This window comes from Nostoc parmelioides FACHB-3921 (assembly GCF_014696625.1).
Classification (GTDB): domain Bacteria; phylum Cyanobacteriota; class Cyanobacteriia; order Cyanobacteriales; family Nostocaceae; genus Trichormus; species Trichormus parmelioides.
Genome location: NZ_JACJQL010000032.1, coordinates 75,847 through 85,130 on the forward strand (window position 1 = coordinate 75,847; position 9,284 = coordinate 85,130).

The following is a 9,284-nucleotide window of genomic DNA, read 5'->3' on the forward strand; positions in this document are numbered from 1 at the left end:
AGGGTGTAAGGGTTTTAAACATTTACACTCCCTACCCCTATACCCCTATACCCCAGAACCCCTATAAGCAATCACAGATTTGCTATGCAGGAATATTATGTGTTCATGACTATCGCATTAAGCAACTGAGAATAAAACACAATTTGGCAACAATTGGATCTAGGATCGATTTAATCAAGCTGCAAAATAAAATTTTGAGTGGGATATAGAAAAATAGGTAGAGGAAAAATAGCCGATGCCAAATGTTTCCTATCTCACAAACTTTGTTAATTTACTAGGTATCAAGCAATGGAACTAACAATTGACAACGTGGAAACTGTTTTAGATGAAATGCGCCCTTACCTCATTTCTGATGGTGGTAACGTGGAACTTGTAGAACTCGATGGGCCTATTGTTAAATTACGTTTACAAGGTGCTTGCGGTTCTTGTCCTAGTTCTACCATGACTCTGAGAATGGGTATTGAGCGCCGTCTGCGGGAAATGATTCCTGAAATTGCCGAAGTTGAACAGGTAATTTAGGGAACAGGGACTGGGGACTGGGGACTAGGCAAGGACTGAAGGATTAGGAAAAAGGCAATTTACCCAATCCCCGACACCCAACACCCAATACCCAATCCCCAATACCCAATCCCCAACACCCAATCCCTAAGACCCTATGACTCATCCGCTATACGTTGCTTTTATTTGGCATCAACATCAGCCATTGTATAAATCTCCTGGTAGCAGCCCCTCAGCGCCTTCTAGTCAGCAATATCGCCTGCCTTGGGTGCGCTTACACGGTACAAAGGATTATTTAGATTTAATACTAATTTTGGAAAAGTATCCAAAATTACATCAAACAGTAAACTTAGTTCCTTCCTTAATTCTGCAACTGGAAGATTATATTGCTGGTACAGCGTTTGACCCTTACCTCAAAGCGAGCCTGACACCAACTGACCAACTAACTCAGCCGCAACGAGAGTTTATCATTCAGCACTTTTTTGATGCTAATCACCACACCTTGATTGACCCTCATCCTCGTTATGCCGAGTTGTACTATCAAAGGCAGGAAAAAGGGCCGTCTTGGTGTTTGGCAAATTGGCAATTAGCAGATTACAGCGATTTGTTGGCGTGGCACAATTTGGCATGGATAGACCCACTGTTTTGGGATGATCCAGAAATTGCGGCTTGGTTACAGCAGGGGCGTAACTTTACCTTAGGCGATCGCCAGCGCATTTATTCCAAACAACGTGATATTCTCAGCCGGATCATTCCTCAGCACCGCAAAATGCAGGAATCGGGGCAATTAGAAGTTACCACCACACCCTACACACACCCGATTTTGCCTTTGTTAGCTGATACTAATTCTGGTCGGGTGGCTGTGCCAAATATGGCTTTACCTGAGTCTCGGTTTCAGTGGTCAGAAGATATTCCTCGTCATTTAAGAAAAGCTTGGGAACTATATACAGAAAGATTTGGGCAGGAACCAAAGGGTTTATGGCCGTCTGAACAGTCCGTTAGTCCAGATATATTACCGTATATTATTAAACAAGGATTCCAGTGGATTTGCTCGGATGAAGCAGTCTTGGGGTGGACACTAAAACACTTCTTTCATCGGGATGGGGCAGGGAATGTACAGCAGCCAGAACTGTTGTATCGACCTTATCGCCTAGCAACTCCAGCCGGAGATTTGGCGATCGTCTTCCGTGATCACAGATTATCAGATTTAATTGGCTTTACCTATGGGGCAATGCCCGCCAAACAGGCAGCCGCCGACTTAGTGGGACACCTACAAGCGATCGCCAAAATGCAACGAGAGCGACCAAGTGAACAGCCTTGGTTAGTGACCATTGCCTTAGATGGCGAAAACTGCTGGGAATTTTACCCCCAAGATGGCAAACCATTCCTAGAAGCTTTATATCAAAGTTTAAGCAACGAACCCCATATCAAACTCGTTACTGTCTCCGAATTTATCGAGGAATTTCCCGCCACAGCCACCATTCCCGCAGAACAACTACATAGCGGTTCCTGGGTTGATGGCAGTTTTACCACCTGGATTGGTGATCCTGCCAAAAATCGGGCTTGGGATTACCTCACCGAAGCAAGAATCATGCTGGCAAATCATCCCGAAGCAACAGAAGAAAATAACCCCGAAGCTTGGGAAGCTTTATATGCGGCCGAAGGTTCAGACTGGTTTTGGTGGTTTGGGGAAGGACATTCCTCAAATCAAGATGCCATTTTTGACCAATTATTTCGAGAACATTTGTGTGGTATCTATAAAGCTTTGAATGAACCCATACCCGCATATCTCAAGCATCCAGTGGAGGTTCATGCAGCCAGAGCAGATCATTCCCCCGAAGGCTTCATTCATCCTGTAATCGATGGCAGAGGAGATGAGCAAGATTGGGACAAAGCGGGACGGATAGAAATTGGTGGGGCGAGGGGGACGATGCACAACAGCAGCATAGTTCAGCGCCTATGGTATGGGGTAGATCACTTGAATTTCTATTTGCGAGTAGATTTTAAAAGCGGTGTTACCCCTGGACATGGTTTGCCCCCAGAGTTAAACCTGTTGTGGTTTTATCCAGATCAAACAATGCACAATAGTCCGATTCCTTTAGCTGATGTACCGGATACAGCCCCACTGAATTATCTATTCCATCATCATTTGGAAATTAACTTGCTGACCCAATCAATTCAATTTCGGGAAGCAGCAGAAAATTATCAATGGCATCCTCGTTTCAGCCGCGCTCAAGTCGCTTTAGAAAATTGTTTAGAAGTAGCAATACCCTGGGCAGATTTACAAGTTCCGCCAGATTATCCTCTGCGGCTAATTTTAGTACTTGCTGATGAGGGACGTTTTAGTAAATATTTACCGGAAAATACTTTGATTCCGATTGAGGTGCCGTAAACAGCAATGGGGAGTCGGGTATAAAATCTCACTGATTTAGAGTGTAGGGATTAATGAAACTATGATGATGTCCTGAGTTTTATGGTCATCACCCATAGCTTTATAAAAAACCTACACTTGCCAGACTCTCCACCATCCAATAAATATTAATTTTGCAAAGTTGCCGTAATGCTACTGGCACAGAAAAACTTTTGTGGTTAGATTGATAACATCACAAAGTAGCTATTGTTAGGCTATGAATCGTTTTTCGGGCAATATTACAAATTTACATCGGTACAATTTGCAGCAGAATCAGCTAGCGCAAATGTGTAGTTCCAAGGAGCTATTTTGCGATCGCTATCAGATATTGCGGATATTAGGTAGAGGCGGCTTCGGAATCACATTTCTAGCTAGGGATGCCGTATTACCCGGAAATCCTTTGTGTGTGATTAAACAGCTTTGTCCTAAAGTTACTAGTGCTAAAAGTTGGCAAAATGCCTGTCAACGCTTTGAAAAAGAAGCCAAAACTCTCGCTAAACTTGGCAGCCACTCGCAAATTCCTATGCTCCTCAACTATTTTGAAGGCGATGGGGAGCTTTATTTAGTGCAAGAATATGTGCGGGGCTATACTTTGGCACAAGAAGTCAGACATCATGGTACAAAAACAGAAGCAGAAGTTAAACAATTTTTACGCCAATTACTGCCAATTTTGCAATATCTTTATCAAAATCAAGTAATTCACCGAGATATTAAACCGCAAAATATAGTGCGTTGTGCAGACGATGGCCGCATAGTATTAATAGATTTTGGTGCAGTTAAGGAAAAATTATCTGATGTGGGTATAAGTTCGCTTAATCAAAATGCTCACACCAACTTCGTGGGGACAACGGGATTTGCACCACCGGAGCAGTTTTCGTTACGTCCGGTTTATGCAAGTGATATTTACGCCTTGGGTATGACTTGTATTTATCTGTTAACTGGCAAAGCACCTTTAGAAATGGAAAATGACAGCAAAACTGGGGAAGTATGCTGGTATAACTACGTCAAAGTTAGCAATGATTTTGCCAAGATTATTCGCAAAATGGTGAAATTTTCCTTAGACGAGCGTTTCCAAAAACCACAGGATGTGATTGAGGCTTTGAATAAAGAAAGGGATTTACCCAACTTTAGAGATTGTTTGACTAGCCAACCATTAAATAATAAACGCCAAACAAAAGTAGAAACTTCCGAGAAATACGTCCCATCCGTAGCCAGAACAGCGATCGCTATTCGTGAATGGAAAGCTAAACTTCAACAAAAACAGTTACAACGTTCGTTACAGCATTTTTCGTCTGTATAATACACAGTCTCTAGGGATAAAGGCACTGCTACTCGGCGGACATACTCATTTACGCTGGTTTTCAAGTTTCTTAGTCAAGGCTGTGGTTTTGTAACTTTCACGGCGGGCGATCGCACAACCCCAGTTGCTACAATGAAGTCACTCTTCATCATGCACTATTTTTAGTGCATTAAATGCAGATATCGAGATGATTGCTGATGCAGAAGAGAATTCGAGTACCCAACACACCGCTACATAATACGGTGCATTAGGCTAAAGCAATAAAACTACTTTAGGTTTACTTGAATAGTATTAGCCTAGCCAGCATTGTAGGCGACTAAGTGAAGTAGATCCCGCACTACACTATAGCCATTTAAATCCCAAAGTAAATACGCGAGAAAACCAAGCATAGCTAAACGACCATTCCAAAGTTAAGACTGAGGCGTAAATCCAAACTCAAAAGCATTACGATCTTTGCCATTATATGCGGTTTCAGTCTTATCGCTAGGATAGAGTTCCATTGTTAAATTTTCCAAAAAATATAACTATGGTTTTTATCGTATTTACTTAAATTCCTAGTATTATCTATCCGTAGAGTCAAATATTAAGTAAATCTTGAGAAGTAAATCTCAAGGCTAATAAGTATAACAAAAGCAGATATCAATTATCATCTCCTATACGGGTGTCCACTATATTATCCTTGATAAGTAAGCCATTTGCAGGTAAATAAGAAAATTTAATTTACATATTAAGTTCAAATCTCACAAAAACTAAATATCAAAAGTTCCGCAAGATTTTCTTCAATCCGAAAACTGTCAACCTAGAACTAATTGATAGCTTCAATTCTCAAAAAAATATAAATTTTCGCCTTTGTTTTTAATTAAAAATCAAGCTGTAATCCTTATGTAAGGGGGTTTTAAGTTTATTATACTTACCGAAAATCAAATCATCCTGCCGTAATATATGGCTATAAAAAATAATTTGATATTCATTCAATAAATTAATAAACCTGTGTTAAGCTGACAATAGGAATCAAAAAAGTAAGCAAGCGAAAAGACTTCAAGATAAATATTGGGGCAACTCAATAAAGTCCTTTTGCTCTGGTAAATCCACTTCAATATCGTTATGATTTTTTATAGCGATAGAACTTATCCAGGTAAAAAGGATAGAAGCCTCAGTAAAAACTTGAAGTCAATGATAACTGGCTGTGGTAATAATAGCCAGTGAAAATTGCCTCACATTGCTAGTATTACAAGCCAGTGTAAATTACTCTAGGAGCCTGGGAAGAAAGACTCTTAGTAAAAGCTGGCAATCCCAAAGAAATCAGAACGGTCACTGAACATAGCGCCAGAAAAACTAACTCTTTTGATCCGCCAACTATGTTCTGGAAACTGTTTATTTTGCCAAGTAAACTCAATAAATAGTAGATAACCGTTCTCCAAGATTTAGGAATTTCAGCATATTGACAATAATCACCAATACATTGCCCAAATCGTAGTTTTAGGGGTTGCTGATGTACGGCTTGACTGCTGTAGGTAGATATTTATTTACCTGCATAAATAGTAAGCCATCTGAGTGATTTTGCAGGGAATATTTGCTAGAAATTACCCAAAAAAGAGCAGACTTAGAATTACTAAGTATTGATGACATATACAAGTGCAGGAAACTTGTAAAAACCATTCGGAGTGGATGGCAAATTTGGTTAGTTGGGTTCAGGAATAAAACCTGGATAAATTTAAATTGCCACTGTAGCCACTCTTAAGGCCTGAGCAACCGATGGTGATTTATCACAATAACCTGCAATACATATGTCCAGCTTAACTAAGCTTTGCTCTGCATGAGCAGATACAACTTGTCTGAATAGGAATTTCTAGAAGCCACTCTAAAACTCCGACTTCATTTCAGGAAATTATCTGACCGTGCTTTTGGTGATACTTGCAATCTTTCTTCAATACAAATCCTTATCTACGCAACCTCTGACCCATATTTACTCTAGAACATTGCATTTACATTCATTGCAAGGAAAACAAAAATCATGAGTATCGACAAGAAAATTAGACAAATTGCTTTCTACGGTAAAGGCGGTATTGGTAAGTCTACCACTTCCCAAAATACCTTGGCAGCTATGGCAGAAATGGGTCAACGCATCCTCATCGTAGGTTGCGACCCTAAAGCTGACTCCACCCGTTTGATGCTCCACTCCAAAGCTCAAACCACCGTTCTTCACTTGGCTGCTGAACGTGGTGCAGTAGAAGACCTCGAACTTGACGAAGTAATGTTGACTGGTTTCCGTGGCGTTAAATGCGTGGAATCTGGTGGTCCAGAACCCGGTGTAGGTTGCGCTGGTCGTGGTATCATCACCGCCATTAACTTCTTAGAAGAAAACGGCGCTTACCAAGACGTTGACTTCGTATCTTATGACGTATTAGGCGACGTTGTATGCGGTGGTTTCGCAATGCCTATCCGCGAAAATAAAGCGCAAGAAATCTACATCGTCACATCAGGCGAAATGATGGCGATGTATGCTGCTAACAACATCGCTCGTGGTATTTTGAAATATGCACACACTGGTGGTGTACGTTTAGGCGGTTTGATTTGTAACAGCCGTAACGTTGACAGAGAAATCGAACTTATCGAAACTCTGGCAAAACGTTTGAACACCCAAATGATTCACTACGTACCCCGCGACAACATTGTTCAACACGCTGAGTTGCGCCGGATGACAGTTAACGAATACGCACCTGACAGCAACCAAGGTAACGAATACCGGATTTTGGCTAACAAAATCATCAACAACGAAAACTTGAAGATTCCTACCCCAATTGAAATGGAAGAATTAGAAGAGTTGCTGATTGAGTTCGGTATTCTCGAAAGTGAAGAAAATGCTGCAAAAATGATTGCTACAACTTCAGAAAGCAAATCTAAGTAAGTAATGTGATGCAGTTCTGATAGGGTTTATAACCCCGACTTGTTAACAAGTCGGGGTTATAACATTTGAATTTTCACTTGGTATAATGTCTGACTTATCCTTTTTAGGATGAGCATTTGATTGCTGAAATATAGGTAGGGCATCGCCTACGGTATCATACTTTTGGCTGGCAATGCCCACCCTATAGATACTGTGCTATGTCAATGCCAAACAAATACCTTGGCTTCGTAAGGCCCGATATCAGTGATGATACCATCATCACCAGCTTCAACATCATAATCGCCAGTCCACTCATGCCATGTACCACCAGAGGGGAAATTAGGGACATGATAGCCGGCGAGGAAATCTTTGGAGAAATTCGTCACCACTACCACACGAGAACCTTCATCATTCCAACGGCTGTAGACTAATACCTTGGCTTCTGGATTTTCGTGGATGAAATCAATATTTTCGGTATACAAGGCGTGATTATTCTTACGTAACCCAATCAATCCTTTGTAATAATCAAACAAACTACGATTAAGATCATTACCTAAGAGTGTCCAATCAATTTTAGATTGGTCTTGTTGTTTGGGTTTATATTCGCCGAATTCTTCTCCCATCCAAATCAAAGGTACACCAACAGCTGTCATTAAAATCGCAGTTCCTAGTTTAGCCCTTCTAAAAGCTTCGTCGTGAAAAATTTCTCGATTACCTAGCTCCACCATAATATGGTCATGGTCATGGTTGGTGAGATAGTTCACAACATTAGTTGCACCCAAGAAACCTTGACGTTTAGGGTCAATGACATCTTTGAGGTTTTCTAAATCGAAGGTGTCACCGCATATATGAGCTTTAATGGTGTGGTAAAAACTATCATGCCAGCATCCATCCATAGGCCCATCTAGATTAGTAATGCTGGTGGTTTCTGGGATGTGTTCAGCAACATTATAGAATGGTTTTGCCCCGGCAGTGTTCTTGGCTTCTTGAGCAATCCAGTGCATGAAATCATAGTTGGCTATTTGCCTTGCAGCATCGTAGCGAATGCCATCTAGATGATATTCTCCGACCCAATATCTGACTGTATCACCAATAAATTTTCTTGCTGGGTAAGTCTCTAAATTTTCATCATAGTGTTCGTAATTAAATTCTGGCCCCCAGTTATTATCAGGGTCGCGGGGTTCATGGTGATACCAATAGTCATGGTCAATTTGTGTTAATGGACTGGATGCTTCTGAGTGGTTATAAATCCCGTCCATAATGATGCGAATACCTCGTTGATGGCATTCATCAACCAATTTTTTCAAATCAGCTGTAGAACCATAGCTGGATTCGGTAGCAAAGAAATAGCGAGGATTATAACCCCAACTATAATCACCTGGATATTCTTTTACTGGTAATAACTCAATAGCATTGATACCCAATTCACACAAATAATCTAATTTTTCAATAACGTGCTTATATTTACCCCGTGCATAGGGGTCATCCTCTCCACCAGAAAAGTCACCTACGTGTAATTCATATATGACTAATTCATGGTCAGCAGGTAAAGGTTTATCATCATGTTGCCAAACATATGTATCAACAATTTTTTCACCATCTTTTATTTTGATGATGCCATTATCTTTACCACTTAATTCATCAATATCAGTAGCATAAGGGTCTGTAACATCGACCCATTGATCTTCTTCAAAAAACCATGATCTTGTTTGTACACGAAATTTATATTGATATGTACCATCTTCTAATTCAACGGTTGTGCGAAAATAACCATCATCACCTTTTTGCATAGGAATTTCTTGCCAATCGGAAAATGAGGCAATTAATGCTGCTCCTTTGTTATAGGGTGCAAATAAAGTAAATTCAATGGGCTTTGCCATAAAAATCAGTAAAATATAAAATGCTAGTATTAAGTATTTTCTAAATTATTAATCGATTTGCAAATCGGTCGTAGGAAATAATTAGTTTTATACTTCCTCTATCAGCAGATGGATGGTCTACTCTATCAATAGATTATTTATTGGTGACTCAAATATTTAAATGATGATGTTTCGACAAAAATACATTGTCTACTGTCACATCCGTGAGAGGTTAAAGTAATTGCACATTTGTCAAGAGGGTGCAGGAAAAGGGGATAGATCCAGCTTGAAGACTGGTTTTCGTAGGGCTTTGACTACGCCTAAATCTTG

5 protein-coding genes and 1 pseudogene are annotated in these 9,284 nt (G+C 40.4%); 4 read left to right on the forward strand and 2 right to left on the reverse strand.

Features of this window, described 5'->3' with window-relative positions; translation table 11 throughout:
- Positions 1-288: 288 nt before the first annotated feature.
- The 3 genes from H6G14_RS19950 (at position 289) to H6G14_RS19960 (ending at position 4,208) form a co-directional block, all read left to right on the forward strand.
- Positions 289-519: a NifU family protein gene (locus H6G14_RS19950; RefSeq protein WP_010995481.1), complete on the forward strand. Its 231-nt coding sequence runs from the start codon at positions 289-291 to the stop codon at positions 517-519.
- Positions 520-655: 136 nt separating this feature from the next.
- The gene (locus H6G14_RS19955; RefSeq protein WP_190569052.1) at positions 656-2,890 is read left to right on the forward strand and encodes a glycoside hydrolase family 57 protein; all 2,235 of its coding nucleotides are present in this window, start codon (positions 656-658) and stop codon (positions 2,888-2,890) included.
- Between the two features lie 235 nt (positions 2,891-3,125).
- Positions 3,126-4,208: a serine/threonine-protein kinase gene (locus H6G14_RS19960; protein WP_190569053.1), complete on the forward strand. Its 1,083-nt coding sequence runs from the start codon at positions 3,126-3,128 to the stop codon at positions 4,206-4,208.
- A 296-nt stretch (positions 4,209-4,504) separates the two neighbouring features.
- Here H6G14_RS19960 and H6G14_RS19965 read toward each other — a convergent pair.
- Positions 4,505-4,708: pseudogene (locus H6G14_RS19965) on the reverse strand (high light inducible protein).
- Positions 4,709-6,222: 1,514 nt separating this feature from the next.
- Between H6G14_RS19965 and nifH the strand changes: the two are divergent.
- Positions 6,223-7,116: a nitrogenase iron protein gene (nifH, locus tag H6G14_RS19970; protein WP_011321148.1), complete on the forward strand. Its 894-nt coding sequence runs from the start codon at positions 6,223-6,225 to the stop codon at positions 7,114-7,116.
- Positions 7,117-7,316: 200 nt separating this feature from the next.
- Here nifH and H6G14_RS19975 read toward each other — a convergent pair whose 3' ends face one another.
- The gene (locus tag H6G14_RS19975) at positions 7,317-8,975 is read right to left on the reverse strand and encodes an alpha-amylase family glycosyl hydrolase (protein WP_190569054.1); all 1,659 of its coding nucleotides are present in this window, start codon (positions 8,973-8,975) and stop codon (positions 7,317-7,319) included.
- Positions 8,976-9,284: the final 309 nt, after the last annotated feature.

Excerpts from the sequence above, each read along its gene's own strand:
- H6G14_RS19975 (WP_190569054.1), bottom strand. The coding sequence starts at position 8,975 with ATGGCAAAGCCCATTGAATTTACTTTATTTGCACCCTATAACAAAGGA.
- H6G14_RS19960 (WP_190569053.1), top strand. The coding sequence starts at position 3,126 with ATGAATCGTTTTTCGGGCAATATTACAAATTTACATCGGTACAATTTG.
- H6G14_RS19950 (WP_010995481.1), top strand. The coding sequence starts at position 289 with ATGGAACTAACAATTGACAACGTGGAAACTGTTTTAGATGAAATGCGC.
- H6G14_RS19955 (WP_190569052.1), top strand. The coding sequence starts at position 656 with ATGACTCATCCGCTATACGTTGCTTTTATTTGGCATCAACATCAGCCA.
- nifH (WP_011321148.1), top strand. The coding sequence starts at position 6,223 with ATGAGTATCGACAAGAAAATTAGACAAATTGCTTTCTACGGTAAAGGC.